Origin of the sequence: Pseudomonas sp. R4-39-08, from assembly GCF_003852275.1 — a bacterium.
Lineage (GTDB): Bacteria > Pseudomonadota > Gammaproteobacteria > Pseudomonadales > Pseudomonadaceae > Aquipseudomonas.
Window position 1 is genome coordinate 3,423,657 of record NZ_CP027733.1, and the last position, 14,992, is coordinate 3,438,648.

Consider the following 14,992-nt stretch of genomic DNA (forward strand, 5'->3'; position numbering starts at 1 on the left):
GGGAGTGCAGATGGTTTTTCCAGTGAGAGCCCTGATCGATGGGGCTCACCCATGATCGAAGCAACCGGCCGAGCCATTGGCTTTCTGGTGCTGGCCGCGATGGATTCAAAGACGCGGGACGTCGAATCCGTGCTCAGCGATTTTCGCGGCTGCCTCAACCACTACGATACCTGGGCACAGGGCTTTTTCAGCGCGTCGGCACTGGATGTGGAGCAGGTGTTCAAGGTTGGGAACGAGGTGGCGCTGGTCGCCCCGATCAACCGTTCGATCTTCCCCAGCAGCACCGTCGCTACATGCCAGGCCAACGGCACGTTGACACTGGTGCATATGTTCCAGAGCTCGCGGTTCGTGCCGATCGGCAACACGCCGGTGATGTTGCAGCACATCGATCCAGGCGGCGGCCCGCTAGGCGAGCCCATTCATAAAACCATCGGCCCAAGCGGCATCCTCGAAGTCACCGAGTGCGACCGCAACCAGCGATACCGGGTGAGTTTCTACCCCGACGTTTCCTCGGCGCATTTCAAGGCGCTGTATGCCTCTTATCAGTCGGTCATCACGCCACTGGAAGGCTGGCTGCGCAGCGAGTGGGACGCCACCTTTGAACCGCTATGGAAGGGTTATTCCGAAGCGAATTTTCTCCAGCGTTACCTCTCGCTGCACCGCGCTTATGCCCAAGGCTTTGGCGAAGTCCTCTACTCGGTTTGGGACAACATCAAGCAGTTGCTCCAGTGGTTGTCCGACCCGCTGGCCAACGCTGAAAAGCTGCTGCATTACCTTTCCCAGGACGAGCTTGAAAAGTTACTCGCGTTAAGTGCCGAGACCCTCGCCAAGGGTTTGCTGGTGCTCAGCGATGAGCCGTTGCTGTTCGTTCACCTGGCGGCCCTGGTCAGCTGGATGCGCATGCTGCCACCGCCATATATGAACGAAATGCTCGGGTCGATTGGCGCCGAGGTCGTCATCACCCTGTTATTGGGACTGGCGACGGCCGGCATGGGTTTTGTGGTGCGCATCAGCACCAAAGTGCTGGCCGGCATCAAGTCACGCCGGGTGCGCAGGTGGCTGGAGCAGATAGCCGCGCAGTTCGGCACAGCTCGCTTGGAGGGGCACACCGAAGCGCTTAAGCCGGTGCTGCTGGGCAGTGCCCCAATTCCGGTCAAGGCGGTGCCGGTGGCGCCGTTGAAGGCGGGTGACACGCTGGTTTCGAACCCGGTGCCGGCGGTGCGTAGCAAGACCCAGCGTACGGCGTTGGTGCGGCAGGAGGCGGTGGATGATGTGCCTGCCGTGGCTTCGAATCCGAAGGGTGATGCGGCGGCCTCTGCGGATAAAACCGTTACCCACGGTTGCCCGGTGTCGATGGTTACCGGCGAGGAACTGCTGACACTTACCGATGGCGCGCTGGGTGGGCTCCTGCCGTTCGAGTGGACGCGCTTGTATCGCAGCAGTGCGGTGGAAGTGGACTGTGGACTGGGGTTTGGTTGGAGTCATGCGCTGGCGCAGCGGCTTGTGGTGTCAGGCGATTCGGTGGTGTGGACGGACCACGAAAATCGCGCGACCACCCTGCCCTTGCCGACGGTTTCTCGACCGGCGATTACCAACAGCTTGGCCGAAGTGGCGATCTATTTGGGCTCGGTTCCTGACGAGTTGGTGCTGGCCCAGGGGTCGCGGTTCTACCATTTTCGCGACGGAGTGCTGACGGCGATCAGCGATGCGTATGACAACCGGTTGTTGGTTGTCCGGGATCGATTGGGGCGGATCGAGCGGTTGGATAACGGCGTGGGCCGCTCTTTGCTCTTGCGCTATGAGCTGAATCGCATCGTGGCGGTGGACTACCAGGTTCATCGCGCCACAGGGCATGAACCCTTCGTCTGGGTGACCGAGCAGAACGTCGTTTCCTACGCCTATGACGGCGCTGGACGACTGGTGTCAGCGACCAATGCCGTCGGTGAATGTGAGCGTTATCGGTACGACGAGCAGCACGTCATTCTTGAACGGCAACTGGCCGGTGGGGCGAGTTTCTTCTGGGAATGGGAACGCGCTGGCAAGGCGGCGCGCTGTGTCCGGCATTGGGCCAGTTTTTCGCAGATGGACACGCGGTATGTCTGGGGTGATGACGGTCGCGTCACCGTGCATAACGCCGACGGCAGCCAGGAAGTTTACGTACATGACCAGCGGGCGCGGCTGGTACAGCGCATCGATCCCGACGGCGCCCAGCATTTCAAATCATACGACGATAAAGGCCGCCTGACGGTCGAGCAGGATCCGCTGGGCGCGGTGACGGCCTATCAATACGACGACGCCGGACGCTTGGTCGCGCTGTTTCCGGGGGATGATGAGCCGACGTCCTACGAGCATGACAACGGTTTCGTACGGGTGGTGCGGCGTGGTGAAGCGGTCTGGAAATACGAGCGCAATGAACAAGGCGATGTCATTCGCCAGATCGATCCGGATGGCAACGCGACCGACTACAGCTACGACAAACAGGGGCAACTGACCGGGGTATGGTATCCGGATCACAGTTGTCATCGGTTGGTGTGGAACGAGCGTGGGCAGCTCGTTGAAGAGCAGCTGCCCAATGGTGGGATCAAGCGTTATCGCTATGACGATCTAGGCCGACAGATCGCGCGTGAGGATGAGCACGGCGCGCTGACCCAGTATCAATGGGACGCTGTAGGACGCCTGCTGAAACTGACCCAGCCCGGGGGAACTAGCCGGGAATTCAGCTACAACCCCTACGGAAAAATCATCGCCGAACGCGATGAACTCGGCCACGTCACCCGCTACGAATACGCCGATGGCCTGCACCTGATCAGCCGCCGCATCAATGCCGACGGCACCCAGGTCAACTACCGCTACGACAACGCCCGCTTACTGCTCACCGCCATCGAAAACGAAGTCGGCGAAACCTACCAGCTCGACTACCACCCCAACGGCCTGATCCAACAGGAAACCGGCTTCGACGGCCAACGCACCGCCTACGCCTACGACCTCAACGGCAACCTGCTGGAGAAAACCGAATACGGCGACGACGGCAGTCAGCTCGTCACTCAATACCATCGCGACCATGCCGGTCGCCTCGTAAGAAAAACCCTGCCCGACGGCAGCGCTGTCGATTATGCCTACGACCGCCAAGGCAACCTCCTCAGTGTCGACGACGGCCACTGGTTCCTTGCCTACGAGTACGACCGCCAAAACCGCCTCACCGCCGAACACCAGGGCTGGGGCACGCTGCGCTACGGCTATGACGCCTGCGGCCAACTTCAGCACTTACGCCTACCGGACAACAACCGCCTCACCTTCAACCACGACAAAGGCGGCCACCTTGCCACCGTCGAACTGAACGGTGCGCTGCTGACCTCACACCTGTTCAAAAGCGGCCGTGAACACCAACGCCAACAAGGCCAACTCCTCAGCCACTACCACTACGACGAGCAAAACCGGCTACATACCCACGCCGTCATCCAACAGGAAAACCACCTCTACCAACGCCACTACGACTACGACAAAACCGGCAACCTCACCCGCCTGCACGACACCCGCAAAGGCGAACACCTCTACCGCTACGACCCACTCCACCGCCTGACCCGCGCCGATCATTCGCAAGACGTCCAGGAACGCTTCGGCCACAACCCGGCCGGCAACCTGCTGATGCAAGATCGTCCTGGCCCGGACATCGTTGCGGGTAACCGGCTCGTGATCCAAGGCGATCACCACTACGACTATGACGCCTTCGGCAACCTGATCCGCGAGCGGCGCGGCAAGGGTCATTCACTCGTTACCGAATACCGCTACGACTGTCAGCACCGGCTGATCGGCATCACAAAGCCCAATGGCCAAAGCGCCAGTTATCGCTACGATCCGTTTGGGCGGCGTATCAGCAAAACCGTCGACGGCATCACCACGGAGTTCTTCTGGCAAGGCGACAAAGTAATCGCTGAGCATCACGCGGATCGTCATCGCAGCTACCTCTACGAACCCGACAGCTTCCGCCCATTGGTACTGCTGGAAGGCTTCGGCCCAAAAGAAACCAAGCCCTACCACTACCAACTCGACCACCTCGGTACACCGCAAGAACTCACCACGCCCGAAGGTGAAATCGTCTGGTCCGCCCACTACCGCGCCTACGGCGAAATCAGCCGCCTCGACGTAGGCAAAGTCGACAACCCGCTGCGCTTTCAAGGCCAATACTTCGACCAGGAAAGCGGCCTCCACTACAACCGCCATCGCTACTACAATCCGGATATTGGTCGTTACCTGACGCCTGATCCGGTGAAGCTGGCGGGTGGGATCAATGCGTACCAGTACGTGCCCAATCCGACAGGTTGGGTAGACCCGCTAGGCTTGAATTCATGTCCCGCCAGTGATGGATGCAAGCCCATCAACGGCTTAGAAGATCCTATAAAAAAGGCTAAGGTCGACGGGAGCCAACCAACACTACCCAAGGCAAATGAACGAAGAGCACGCATCGAAGCCTTGACCGAGGAAAACGCAAAACGGCGCGTGCTGGAACTTGAAGAGAAATATGACATGCACACAGTGACCAAACACGGACCTGAGATCACCGATACGGCGTTGAGACAAAGAGCTATTGACGGCACAGATCCCATCACCGGTTTGCCAAAACCGGATGGAAAAGGCAATTTAAGCTCTCAATTTCATAGTTGGAAAATGCAGCTAAGCGCTTTGAACAAGGCATTGACACGTACGTCTCTTGGACTCGATCCGTTCAATGGTCAAGACCACAACAAAAACCCCATACTCAGGCTGGAGCTAACTGGATCGGGAAGAGGATACAGACCTAACAAAAAAGATGCAGAAAACCCACATCTGAACGAAAATATGAATTGGTTTGAAGTAAAGTTTGATAAAAACAATAGAAATCGACCATTCACCGCATTTCCTACCGAGAAGAAATAATGTTGAAAGACCCGTTTTTAAATGAGCCGTTTGCCCCAAGCCTAATGTGGTTTATCGGGGTATTTGATATTTACGACCGCGAGCAAGAGGTCGGTATAGAGCTCAGTAAATATGACCCAAATAACAAGTCGGACAGAGAAAAACTAATAAAGCGTTACGCATTGAATTTAAGCTACCTATCATATAGACATAAATACGCGTTAATTGAAAACTTAAAAGACAAGCTGAATGACGAAACTTACAACTTCCATAGCTTATTTGAGATAAGCGAAGACGACACAGGGTCGTGGCCAAGAGCCGAATGGTATGAACTGGACAACCCGAAAGATTTTCTAAGAGAGATTTATCTTCTAGCTAAAGATGTGTGGAAAGATGACCTTCAAAAAGCAAGCTGCGAAGACCAGTCGACCTGGTAGAAACGCCGACACTTTTCCGGAAAAAAAACAACCTCCTCTGGCGAGTGAGATAGCGCGTCCGCTACAAAAAATTCGCCAGCCAAAGTCCCGTGCTTATAGCACTAAGCGCGCACCAAACAAACCCGTAAACTTTCCAACGAATAAATAAAAAATGCTATTTCACCCATATTCGGACACTATCCACTTCGACGCCAGCCTTTACTATTTTGTGGGAATTTTTGATATTTATGACCGGGAGGAAACCAAGGGGAAGGAGCTCGCTTGCTTCAATCCAAATGACCGTAAACATAGAGAAAACCTCATAGTAAAATACTGCCTGGATCCATACAAGAAACTGTCCTATCGACACAGGTATAAATTAACAGAAAACTTATCTATCGCATTAAACACCCAAAATTTCAACTTCCACTCTTATTTTGAGGATGACCCAGATAAGTGCTCTACTATGGCTTGGGACGAAACGGAAATAGCCGACCCACGTGGTTTCTTCGCCGACATCTATCGCCTAGCCAACGAGGCCTGGAGAGACGATCTCGAAAAAGCCGGCCTTGAAGATCAATCAACTTGGTAAACCTAACACCGCTCTGCAAGACAACGCCCTATCTTGCAGTGTGCAAACTTACCTGCTCTCGGCTGCGAGGAACGCCAGGGATAACAATTAATCTGAAGTGCTTGCAACCAATACACTTAGAGTATTCTTCTTTGGATTCCACACAGTTAGGCACCAAATGCCCCACCACTCCAGTCCCCACTCGAAATACTCACCCCAAGGCCGCTCCATTCGCAGACTGCCATCTGGTAATCGCCCCCATTTTTCCTCATACGCATCCACCCAATTTATGACCACTACGTCGTCCTGTACCTCAATACCGAGCAATTGCAACCACTCACAATATAGAGACTGAGCCTCACTCTCGCCTCTTTTAAACCGAGCGCTATAAGGTGGATGGCAAAAAGCACTATAGAGCACAGTAGAATCGAATTGATTTTTTTGCATAACCGTCAGGTTTTGGACTTCAGCTAAGGTCAACGGCGTAGCCTCCGCACGTTTCACATCCCAATCCCAATCTGGAATCGGAGCATATTGAGAAGGAAGATAGTCGCCTAACTCGGCCAGTTCTGGCGTTTTGTATGCCGCACCCTGATAGTAATCCATACCTAATAAAGCCTGCCGATGGATATGCTCATCAACAACAGTGTTGGGCTTTGGAGAAAAGACTACAAATTCAAACACACAACCTGCGGTGCGCATGCGTTTACGTAAAGAGGTGGTTCGCTCGTGCTCAACAACAGTTAAAAGAAACGGAGATTGCATTTTTATCCTTACGATGACTGCGATCGGTGGTCTCGCATTAAAACATGTTATACCTCAGATTAAATGCGCAATGTCTTGCGCACATACCTGTAACGCACGCCGTCAGTGCGTTTTACCGATTTGTAGCTAAATGCATCTAACCGCTAAGCATCGATAATTCAGATTCCCCCTAATGCAAGAAGCCTTCGACAACAAAATCCAGCCAATAAAATCGAAAAATCCTACAACGTGCTCTCAAGAATCGAACAATGCTTTGCTTACGCTGGGCCGCGAAGCTGCCCGAATCAAGGTGATGCGGTATTTCAGGTAGTTTAGAACTAATATATAAAAATCTGAATAACGTGGAAGTCAGATTCGACAAAGAGGACAATTTGCCCATTCACTGCATTTCCGTACTGAGGTCACAATGTTGAAATCGCCATTTGGAAATATGCCTTTTACGCCCACGATCTCTTATATTTTGGCGGCACTATCAATATACGACCTAGAGGACACCAAAGGCGAAGCGCTCTGGAGATATAATCCTAACGACACCAAAGAGCGAGAAATAATAATAAAGGACTTTATTCTTAAAGACCTTATGTACCTTACTTACAAGCATCGCTTCATATTAATAACAATGCTTCAAGCCGCTTTAAAAAAACCTGAATTTGACTTTGCCAAAGAATTCGAAAGCGATTACGACGAATATATAACAATGGCCTGGGACGAAACCGAAATAGCCGATCCCCGAGGTTTCTTCGCTGACATCTACCGACTCGCCAACGAGGTCTGGAAAGACGACCTTCAAAAAGCCAGCCGCGAAGACCAGTCAACTTGGTAAACACACCGCCGCTCTCACTCAAAGCCCACCACCCTGTGGCGAGCGAGCTTGCTCGCGCTGGGCCGCGAAGCGGCCCCAGTCCGGTTGATGAGTCTCTTCAGGTAGATAACCAATACCGGATTTGGGGCTGCTCCGCAGCCCAGCGGGAGCAAGCTCCCTCGCCACAAGTACACGACCCCCTCAGCGCTTGGAAAGCTCCATAATCATCCGACTCAACAAATAAACCCGAGGCACCACACTCTCCACCTCGGCATATTCCTCCGGCGTGTGAATATTCCCGCCCACTATCCCAAACCCATCCAATGTCGGCGTGCCGACCCCGGCCGACAAGCTTGCGTCCGCCGCGCCGCCGCTGCCTTCGATGGTCAGGGTTTTGCCCAGTTCGCCGTAGATGCCCTGGGCAATTGCGACGAGTTTGTCCGATTCCGCCGTTTGCGGCATTGGCGGCAGCCCGCGTTGCAGGGTGGTCTTGACTTCGGTTTCGGGGATCAGTTTGTCCGCTGAAACCCGCGCCAGGTCCTTCTCGATGCGGTCGAACTCTTCCGGCAGCGCGGCGCGTACGTCGGCCTTGGCGGTGGCTTGGTCGGGGATGACGTTGGTGCGGTCGCCGGCCTTGAGTACGGTGAAGTTGATGGTGGTTTTTTTCTCGGCGTCGCCCAGCTTGCCCAGTTGCAGGATCTGGTGTGCGGCTTCCATGGCGGCGTTGCGCCCCAGTTCAGGCGCGACGCCGGCGTGGGCGGCTTTGCCTTTGACTTCAACCACCGCGGTGGCGCTGCCTTTGCGCCAGACCACCAGGCCGTCGGCTGGGCGGCCGGGTTCCAGGTTGAGGGTTACGTCGTGGCCCTTGGCGGTGGTGCGGATCAGTTCGGAGGCGGCGTCGGAGCCGGTTTCTTCGCTGGCGTCGAGCAGGAAGGTGATTTGTGCATAGTCCTTGAAGCCTTGGTTTTTCAGGACTTTCAACGCGTAGATGCCGGCGACGATGCCACCTTTGTCGTCCATCACGCCGGGGCCATAGGCGCGGCCGTCCTTGATGTGGAACGGGCGTTCGGCGGCCGAGCCTTCCTTGAACACGGTGTCCATGTGCGCCATCAGCAGAATTTTGGCCTTGCCGGTGCCCTTGAGGGTGGCGATCACATGGCTGTTGTTGGCGGCTTTGTCCGGCACCAGCTCGATGCTGAAACCCAGCTGTTTCAATTCATCCACGGCGATGTCGCGCACTTGGGTCAGGCCGGGCTCGTAGCCGGAGCCGGAGTCGATATTCACCAGGCGCTCCAGCAGTTTCAGGGCCTCGGCCTTGTACTGTTCGGCGTCCGCCTGGATCGGCTTGTGGGGTTCGGCGCTGTAGGCCGGCACGGCGAAGGACAAGGCCAGGGTGGCGGCCAGCAGGGTGCGGGGGAAGGTGAAGAGCATGGACCGATCCTTGTTTTTCATTGAGGGGGGCCGCCACACCCTACCCCACTAAACGGACCGCAACCAAGCCCCCTGCAGCGAACTGACCCGGTTGCGCCCGCTGCTTTTGGCCTCGTACAAAGCCTGGTCGGCATCGTTGAGCCAACTGGTGGCGTCGGCGTGGCTCGGCAGGTATGGCGCCAGGCCGATACTCAAGCTGGCGCGCAAGGTCGGGTCCTGGGCGTAGGCCAAGGCGTTGAAACGATCACGCAACGCGTCCATCACTTCAGTGGCACGGTTGAGCGGCATGTCCGGCAGGATCACGCAGAACTCGTCGCCGCCATAACGCCCGGCAAGGTCGGTGGCGCGCAGGTTCTGGCGCAATACCCGGCTCAACTGGCGCAGAACGATATCGCCGGTGACATGGCCATAGGTGTCGTTGATGATTTTAAAGTGGTCGATATCGATCAGCGCGATGGCCGCACCGGAAGGGCCACGGCGGCAACGTTGGAACTCGATTTCCAATTGATCCTTCCAGGCGCCGTGGTTGAGCAGGCCCGACAGGCTGTCGGTGCGGCTCAGGGCCAGCAGCTCGCGCTTGTGCCGCGCCAGGGTCACGGCCTGGCGGTAGCAGATCCAGCCCAGGGCCAGGGGATACAGCGTCAGGATCGGCAGGCAGGCATACAGCTGGGCCTGGGTGGTGACGCCGATGAATGCCGGCGCGATTATCAGCAGCGCGGTGGCGATGCCCAGCGCCTGGGCCACCCACCCCGCCAGCAGGAAGCGCGGCCCGCCGATGGCGACGTTGTTCATGCTCATCATCGACAAGGTGGTGACGCTGGGCAGCGGGTTGAAGTGCATCGCGCCGACCCAGAAGCCGCCGCAGAAGGAATCGAACAGCAGGTTGCGGCGCTCACTGCGCAGGGTATGAGCGGCACGCAAAGACGCTTGGAACGCCAGGTGCGGCCAGACAAATGCGTTGATCAGCATCCAGGCCCACACCCATGGGGACGGGTTCAGCGGATACATGCCGAACGCCACGCAAACAAAGCCGAGCGCCAGCCCCAGGAGGCGCGATTTGTACAAGCGCGAAGCGAGCGGAAGTCCATTTCCTCCGACGGCTGCCATGATGGGGGGTAATCCTGGGTGAGTCCCTGGAGTCTATCAGGGCGACGGCAAATCGCCACTACTGCTTACAGGCTGATACTTCAGTGCGAAAACCCGCGTGCCAGCATCAATGCCACGCCGAGCAACATCACCGCCGTGATCCGCTGCAACATCACGCGCCGCTTGGGGTTTTCCAGCAGGTGTTTGATGCGCTGGCCGAAATAGCAGTACAGGCAACCACTGGCAAATTGCAGCAACAGGAAGGTCAAGCCGAGGATCGCGATATCCGCCGCCGAGCTGTGCTCCCCGGCCCCGGCGAACTGCGGGAAGACGGCGCTGAACATGATGATGGTCTTGGGGTTGGAAAAGCCGGTCAACAAGCCCTTGCCGAACAGGCTGCGCGAGCCCTCCACCGCGCCGGCCTTGTCAATCGACACGCCGCTGCTGGTCCACTGCTTGTAGGCCAGGTAAAGAATGTAGGCCACGCCGACAAACTGGATGGCCTGGGTAATCGCGAGGTTGCCCTTGATCAGCTCGGAAAAGCCCACGGCAAAGATCAGGATCGAAATCAGGTACGACACACTGGCGCCGATCTGTGCCGGGATCGAACTGCGCAGGCCGTCCTTCAGGCCCAGGCTCAATAACAACAGGGTCATGGGGCCGGGACTGAAGGTCATGGTCGCGCAAAACAGCAGGAAGTAGAGAAACGAAGACAGCGTTAACGCACTTGTCATGGTCAGGGACCTTGAATGGATAGACCGGCAACAACGGTCAATTGCTGGCGAGATGGCGCGCAGTCTAGGGGAACGGCATTGCACCAGGCAGGTGAAGTGATGCCTAATCGGGCCTGACTTCACCGGTAAAAGTACCGGCAAACATAAGGACACTTCATGTTGGTATCCGCCATCGCCTTTGTGGAAGGCACACCCAAGGTCCAGCAGATCGTGGAGGCGTTCAGCCAGGCCATCGAGGCCGGTGAATGGGCGCCCGGCAGCAAGTTGCCGTCGGTGCGGGCGTTGACCGAAATCCTCGGCGTCAGCAAATTCACCCTCAATGAGGCCCTGGACCGTCTGCGCGGGCGCAACCTGCTCACCTCCCGCCAGGGCCGTGGCTATTTCGTGGCGATGGACACTGCGCGCCCGGCGTCGGTGACCTGGGTCGACCTGCTGCCTCAGGACCTGCTCAGTGTGTTGCGCCGCCCTCTGGCCACCGCCAGTGGCGAGCTGCGCCCCGGCGGCGGGCACTTGCCGGAAGACTGGTTGAACGGCGAAGCCATCCGCCAAGCCATGCGCAGCGTGGTGCGCGCGCCGTCGCTGCGCATCGCCGGGCTCGGCACGCCGGCCGGGCTGTTGCCGTTGCGCCAGGCGCTGCAACAGAAACTGCACGGCGAGGGCCTGTCGGTGCCGGTGGAACAGATCATCACCACGCCCAACACCGTGCAAGGCCTGGACATGCTCATGCGCCTGCTGGTGCGTCCCGGCGACACGGTGCTGCTGGACGCGCCGTGCTACTTCAACTTCCACGCCAACCTGGCCCTGCATGGGGTCAAGGTGGTGACCCTGGAACGTCGCCCCGACGGCTTCGACTTCACCGCCCTCGAGCACCTGCTGGCCGAACACCGGCCCAGCCTGTACCTGACCACCAGCGTCTTGCATAACCCCACCGGCCATTCCTTCAGCCCCAGCCAGGCGTTTCGCCTGCTGCAACTGACTCAGCAGTACCACTGCCATATCGTCGAGGATGATCTCTACGGCGACCTGCACCCCAACCCGCCGCCACGCCTGGCCGCCGTCGCCGGGCTGGATCAGGTCACCTACCTGTCGGGGTTCTCCAAGATCCTCAGCGCCAACGCCCGCGTCAGCTACGTGGTGGCCGCGCCGCAGCTGGCCGCCAACCTGACCAATATGAAGTTGATGAGCGGCGGCGTGACCTCGGAGCTGTTCGAGCAGATCGTGTACCGCATGCTCAGTGAAGGCAGTTATGCCAAGCACCGCAAGCGCATGGTCCAGCGCCTGATGGAAGCCGGCGGGCGCGTCGAGCAATGGCTCAGGCACTGCGGTTGCGAACTGCCGATGGCGTTTGAAGGCGGCATGTTTATCTGGGCGCGCCTGCCGCCCGACGTCAACGGCGAGCTGCTGGTCCAGGAAGCCTTGAAGCGCAGCATGGTGCTGGCGCCCGGCACGCTGTTTGGCTATGACCCGGCGCATCGGGACTTTATGCGGTTCAATGTGGCCCACAGTGATGAGCCGCGGGTGCAGCGGGTATTTGAGGCGTTGTTGGTGCAGGCGGTACGGGCAGCTTGAGTGGCGGTGCCGTCACCCCGGCAACGGCATTACCCGCAACGGCCGCACCGACTTGTAGGAAAAGCTCGAATAGATTTCTTTCACACAGGGCAGGGTCTGCAGAACTTCCCTGGCGAATTCGCCAAACGACTCCAGGTCCTTGGCCACCACTTCCAGCAGGAAGTCATAGCGCCCCGACACGTTATGGCAGGCCACAATCTCTGGGATCGCCAACAGCCGCTGCTCGAACGCCCGGGCTATTTCCTGGGTGTGACTTTCCATCATGATGCTGACGAAGGCGGTCACCCCGTAGCCCAGGGCCTTGGGGGACAGGATCGCCTGGTAACCGCTGATCACCCCGCTCTCTTCCAGATTGCGCACCCTCCGCCAGCACGGCGATGTGGTCAGGGCAACGCGCTCGGCCAGTTCGGCCACGGTCAGGCGGGCGTTGCCCTGTAAGGCGTTTAACAGGGCTTTATCGGTGCGGTCCAGGCTGACAGGCATAACGTGCCTCTATTTATTGTTTTTATCGGGTTTTCATCCATGAACGCCGGCGCATCCAGGCATTTTCGCAACGTTCAACTGTGGTTATGAGCATAGCATTGTAGGAAATAAGGAGCGCCTGACATGAACAATAAACACCCTGCGTTCGGCTTTTCTACCCGCGCGATTCACCACGGTTACGACCCCAAGGACCATCACGGCGCCCTGGTACCGCCGATTTACCTGTCGGCCACCTTCGCTTTTCCGACCGCCGAGTACGGCGCGGCCTGCTTTGCCGGGGAGGCCAGCGGCCACTTCTATACGCGTATTTCGAATCCGACCCTCGCCCTGCTGGAGTCGCGCATGGCCGCCCTGGAAAACGGCGAGGCGGCGGTGGCGTTCAGTTCCGGGATGGGCGCGATTGCTGCGACGTTCTGGACCCTGCTGCGTCCAGGCGACGAGGTAATCGTCAGTCAGACGCTGTACGGCTGCACCTTCGCCCTGCTGCACGGCATCGGCGAATTCGGTATCAAGGTGCGCCATGTCGACCTCACCGACCTGGCCGCCCTGCAAACGGCACTCGGCCCCGCGACCCGCATGATCTACTGCGAGACCCCGGCCAATCCCACCCTGCGCCTGGTGGACATCGCCGCCGTGGCCCGGCTCGCCCACCAGCAACCGAATGTCACCGTGGTAGTCGATAACACCTATTGCACGCCCTACCTGCAACGGCCCCTGGAACTGGGCGCCGATGTGGTGGTGCACTCGGCCACCAAGTACCTCAGCGGGCATGGCGATATCACGGCAGGCATTGCGGTGAGCAGTCACGCGATAGCGCAACGCATCCGCCTGGAAGGGCTCAAGGACTTGACCGGCGCGGTGATGTCGCCGCAGGACGCCGCCTTGCTGATGCGCGGCCTCAAGACCCTCGCCCTGCGCATGGACCGCCATTGCAGCAACGCCCAGGCGGTGGCCGAAGCCCTACAGGCGCATCCCGCCGTGCAGTGGGTGACCTACCCTGGGCTGGCGTCCTTCCCACAATACGAACTGGCTGCGCGGCAAATGAAGCGTTCCGGCGGCATGATTGCCTTCGAGCTCAAAGGCGGGATCGATACCGGGCGGCGCTTCATGAACGCGCTCAAGCTGTTTACCCGCGCGGTCAGCCTGGGCGACGCCGAATCACTGGCCCAGCACCCGGCCAGCATGACCCACTCCACCTACACCCCGGAGGAACGCGCGCAACACGGCATCAGCGAAGGCCTGGTGCGCTTGTCGGTGGGGCTTGAGGACGTCGCCGACCTGTTGGCGGATGTGCAACAGGCACTGGGCAAGTGTGCCCGTGCGGTTGCGCGTCCAACGTTGCTGGCCGCGCACGCGGTGAAATAACCGTCGGGCTGTGGTAACGGGCTAAGGAGCCCCAGGTGCATCAAGCCGGATCGCGTTCATCCAACGCACGCGCCGCCAACGCACCCATCACCCCGCCTGCGATTGGCGCCAGCCAGAACAACCAGAGCTGTGACAGGTATTGCGCCCCGGCAAACAACGCCGGGCCCGTGCTTCGCGCGGGGTTGACCGACGTGTTGGTCACCGGGATCAGCGCCAGGTGAATCAGGGTCAGCGCCAGGCCGATGGCGATGGGTGCAAAGCCGGCAACCGCGCCCGGCGCCGTGACGCGCATGATGATCAACACAAAAAAGAACGTGGCGATCAGCTCGGCCAATGCAGCGGACTTCATGTCGAAGTGCCCGGGACTCAGCGGGCCATAACCGTTGGCGGCAAAACCGCCGAGTTCGAAACCGGGCTGGCCGTTGGCGATCAAGTACAGTGCTGCGGCCGCCAGAATTGCGCCAATCACCTGCGCCGCGATGTAAGGCAACACATCAGCACCGCACACCCGACGCCCCGCCCATAAGCCAATGGTCACCGCCGGGTTGAAATGCCCGCCGGAAATACCGCCCACTGCATAGGCCATGGTCAACACGGTAAGACCGAATGCCAGAGACACCCCTGCAAAACCAATACCCAACTCTGGAAACGCCGCCGCCAGGATGGCACTGCCACATCCGCCGAAGGTCAGCCAGAAAGTACCCAGAAGCTCTGCGATCAAACGCTTTTGCACACTCGACTCCATTGCAGTTCATGCCGTCACACGGGGGGTGGGCGGTCCCGCGTGACGGTAGCAATGGACATCGATGAACCCTGTAGGAATTGTCCGGTTTTGTGTGGGAGGGGGCTTGCCCTAATGCCAGTCAGTTAAGCGTAC

12 protein-coding genes are annotated in these 14,992 nt (G+C 58.4%); 6 read left to right on the forward strand and 6 right to left on the reverse strand.

Features of this window, described 5'->3' with window-relative positions:
* Window positions 1-51 precede the first annotated feature (51 nt).
* From C4J88_RS15800 to C4J88_RS15810, 3 genes are all read left to right on the forward strand, one after another.
* Complete coding sequence (locus C4J88_RS15800; protein ID WP_177412913.1) at window positions 52-4,914, forward strand: RHS repeat-associated core domain-containing protein; 4,863 nt, start codon at window positions 52-54, stop codon at window positions 4,912-4,914.
* The gene (locus C4J88_RS15805; RefSeq protein ID WP_164487538.1) at window positions 4,914-5,330 is read left to right on the forward strand and encodes a hypothetical protein; all 417 of its coding nucleotides are present in this window, start codon (window positions 4,914-4,916) and stop codon (window positions 5,328-5,330) included. The genes C4J88_RS15800 and C4J88_RS15805 overlap by 1 nt, the downstream gene beginning before the upstream one ends.
* Before the next feature lie 151 nt (window positions 5,331-5,481).
* Window positions 5,482-5,901 (forward strand): hypothetical protein, encoded by a 420-nt coding sequence (locus C4J88_RS15810; protein ID WP_124407508.1) that lies wholly within the window; start codon window positions 5,482-5,484, stop codon window positions 5,899-5,901.
* Window positions 5,902-5,988: 87 nt separating this feature from the next.
* Here C4J88_RS15810 and C4J88_RS15815 read toward each other — a convergent pair whose 3' ends face one another.
* Window positions 5,989-6,645, reverse strand: coding sequence for a hypothetical protein (locus C4J88_RS15815; RefSeq protein WP_124407509.1), 657 nt, complete (start codon window positions 6,643-6,645; stop codon window positions 5,989-5,991).
* A gap of 406 nt (window positions 6,646-7,051) precedes the next feature.
* Here C4J88_RS15815 and C4J88_RS15820 point away from each other — a divergent pair, with 406 nt between their 5' ends.
* Window positions 7,052-7,468: a hypothetical protein gene (locus C4J88_RS15820; RefSeq protein ID WP_124407510.1), complete on the forward strand. Its 417-nt coding sequence runs from the start codon at window positions 7,052-7,054 to the stop codon at window positions 7,466-7,468.
* A gap of 180 nt (window positions 7,469-7,648) precedes the next feature.
* On the opposite strand, the gene C4J88_RS15825 is transcribed toward C4J88_RS15820, so the two are convergent.
* The 3 genes from C4J88_RS15825 to C4J88_RS15835 all read right to left on the reverse strand — a co-directional run bounded on the left by C4J88_RS15825 (window position 7,649) and on the right by C4J88_RS15835 (window position 10,698).
* A complete protein-coding gene (locus tag C4J88_RS15825) occupies window positions 7,649-8,878 on the reverse strand; it encodes a M20/M25/M40 family metallo-hydrolase (RefSeq protein WP_124407511.1) in 1,230 nt (409 codons plus the stop codon).
* A gap of 48 nt (window positions 8,879-8,926) precedes the next feature.
* Window positions 8,927-9,985 (reverse strand): diguanylate cyclase, encoded by a 1,059-nt coding sequence (locus C4J88_RS15830; RefSeq protein WP_124407512.1) that lies wholly within the window; start codon window positions 9,983-9,985, stop codon window positions 8,927-8,929.
* An 80-nt stretch (window positions 9,986-10,065) separates the two neighbouring features.
* Window positions 10,066-10,698 (reverse strand): LysE family translocator, encoded by a 633-nt coding sequence (locus C4J88_RS15835; protein WP_124407513.1) that lies wholly within the window; start codon window positions 10,696-10,698, stop codon window positions 10,066-10,068.
* A gap of 156 nt (window positions 10,699-10,854) precedes the next feature.
* Between C4J88_RS15835 and C4J88_RS15840 the strand changes: the two genes are divergently transcribed.
* On the forward strand, window positions 10,855-12,267 hold the full coding sequence (locus C4J88_RS15840) for a PLP-dependent aminotransferase family protein (RefSeq protein ID WP_124407514.1): 1,413 nt from the start codon (window positions 10,855-10,857) through the stop codon (window positions 12,265-12,267).
* Between the two features lie 12 nt (window positions 12,268-12,279).
* Here C4J88_RS15840 and C4J88_RS15845 read toward each other — a convergent pair whose 3' ends face one another.
* On the reverse strand, window positions 12,280-12,750 hold the full coding sequence (locus C4J88_RS15845; protein WP_124367355.1) for an Lrp/AsnC family transcriptional regulator: 471 nt from the start codon (window positions 12,748-12,750) through the stop codon (window positions 12,280-12,282).
* 123 nt (window positions 12,751-12,873) lie between these two features.
* Here C4J88_RS15845 and C4J88_RS15850 point away from each other — a divergent pair, with 123 nt between their 5' ends.
* Window positions 12,874-14,115 (forward strand): methionine gamma-lyase, encoded by a 1,242-nt coding sequence (locus C4J88_RS15850; RefSeq protein WP_124407515.1) that lies wholly within the window; start codon window positions 12,874-12,876, stop codon window positions 14,113-14,115.
* Window positions 14,116-14,155: 40 nt separating this feature from the next.
* Here the strand turns inward: C4J88_RS15850 and aqpZ are convergent, their stop codons facing one another.
* Window positions 14,156-14,860 (reverse strand): aquaporin Z, encoded by a 705-nt coding sequence (gene aqpZ / locus C4J88_RS15855; RefSeq protein WP_124407516.1) that lies wholly within the window; start codon window positions 14,858-14,860, stop codon window positions 14,156-14,158.
* Window positions 14,861-14,992: the final 132 nt, after the last annotated feature.

What these genes read in the sequence shown, in the direction of transcription:
- C4J88_RS15840 (WP_124407514.1), top strand. Translation starts at nt 10,855, where the DNA reads ATGTTGGTATCCGCCATCGCCTTTGTGGAAGGCACACCCAAGGTCCAG.
- C4J88_RS15805 (WP_164487538.1), top strand. Translation starts at nt 4,914, where the DNA reads ATGTTGAAAGACCCGTTTTTAAATGAGCCGTTTGCCCCAAGCCTAATG.
- C4J88_RS15850 (WP_124407515.1), top strand. Translation starts at nt 12,874, where the DNA reads ATGAACAATAAACACCCTGCGTTCGGCTTTTCTACCCGCGCGATTCAC.
- C4J88_RS15830 (WP_124407512.1), bottom strand. Translation starts at nt 9,985, where the DNA reads ATGGCAGCCGTCGGAGGAAATGGACTTCCGCTCGCTTCGCGCTTGTAC.
- C4J88_RS15820 (WP_124407510.1), top strand. Translation starts at nt 7,052, where the DNA reads ATGTTGAAATCGCCATTTGGAAATATGCCTTTTACGCCCACGATCTCT.
- C4J88_RS15810 (WP_124407508.1), top strand. Translation starts at nt 5,482, where the DNA reads ATGCTATTTCACCCATATTCGGACACTATCCACTTCGACGCCAGCCTT.
- C4J88_RS15800 (WP_177412913.1), top strand. Translation starts at nt 52, where the DNA reads ATGATCGAAGCAACCGGCCGAGCCATTGGCTTTCTGGTGCTGGCCGCG.
- C4J88_RS15845 (WP_124367355.1), bottom strand. Translation starts at nt 12,750, where the DNA reads ATGCCTGTCAGCCTGGACCGCACCGATAAAGCCCTGTTAAACGCCTTA.
- aqpZ (WP_124407516.1), bottom strand. Translation starts at nt 14,860, where the DNA reads ATGGAGTCGAGTGTGCAAAAGCGTTTGATCGCAGAGCTTCTGGGTACT.
- C4J88_RS15825 (WP_124407511.1), bottom strand. Translation starts at nt 8,878, where the DNA reads ATGCTCTTCACCTTCCCCCGCACCCTGCTGGCCGCCACCCTGGCCTTG.
- C4J88_RS15835 (WP_124407513.1), bottom strand. Translation starts at nt 10,698, where the DNA reads ATGACAAGTGCGTTAACGCTGTCTTCGTTTCTCTACTTCCTGCTGTTT.
- C4J88_RS15815 (WP_124407509.1), bottom strand. Translation starts at nt 6,645, where the DNA reads ATGCAATCTCCGTTTCTTTTAACTGTTGTTGAGCACGAGCGAACCACC.